At 55.8% G+C, this 516-nt stretch carries 1 protein-coding gene; it reads right to left on the bottom strand.

The genetic code is table 11. From position 1 onward, the window contains the following. Positions 1-53: 53 nt before the first annotated feature. On the bottom strand, positions 54-516 hold a 463-nt coding region (gene orn / locus Q4563_RS15795; RefSeq protein ID WP_303605144.1), incomplete at its 5' end, for an oligoribonuclease.

Below are 516 nucleotides of genomic sequence, written 5' to 3'. Positions count from 1 at the left end.
GGGCCATAGTCTCTGCTCTGACTGGCTCGGACACCTGACCTTGTGATGCGCCCTTATTCCGGCAAACGGAGAAAATGCTCGCGATAATGCGCCAGCTCCGCAATGGACTCACGAATATCATCCAGCGCCTGATGACTGCCCGCCTTGTCGAACGAAGACACCACCGACGGCGACCAGCGCTTGGCCAACTCTTTCAGCGTACTGACATCCAGGTTGCGGTAATGGAAAAACGCTTCCAGCTCCGGCATGTATTTGACCAGAAAACGACGGTCCTGATGGATACTGTTGCCACACAAGGGCGAGGTTCCGGCTTTGACATGCTGTTTGAGAAACGCCAGCGTCCGCTGCTCGGCCTCGCGACAACTGATCGGACTGTTGGTGACTCGCTCCACCAGCCCTGAATTGCCATGGGTACGCGTATTCCACTCATCCATGGCATCCAGCAGAATCGCAGGTTGATGAATCGCCATCACCGGACCTTCGGCAATCAGATTCAGCTGACCATCGGTCACAATC

Source organism: Gilvimarinus sp. 1_MG-2023 (genome assembly GCF_030548285.1).
Note: the sequence above shows the minus strand (reverse complement) of the source record. Positions and strands in the feature narration are given on the sequence as shown.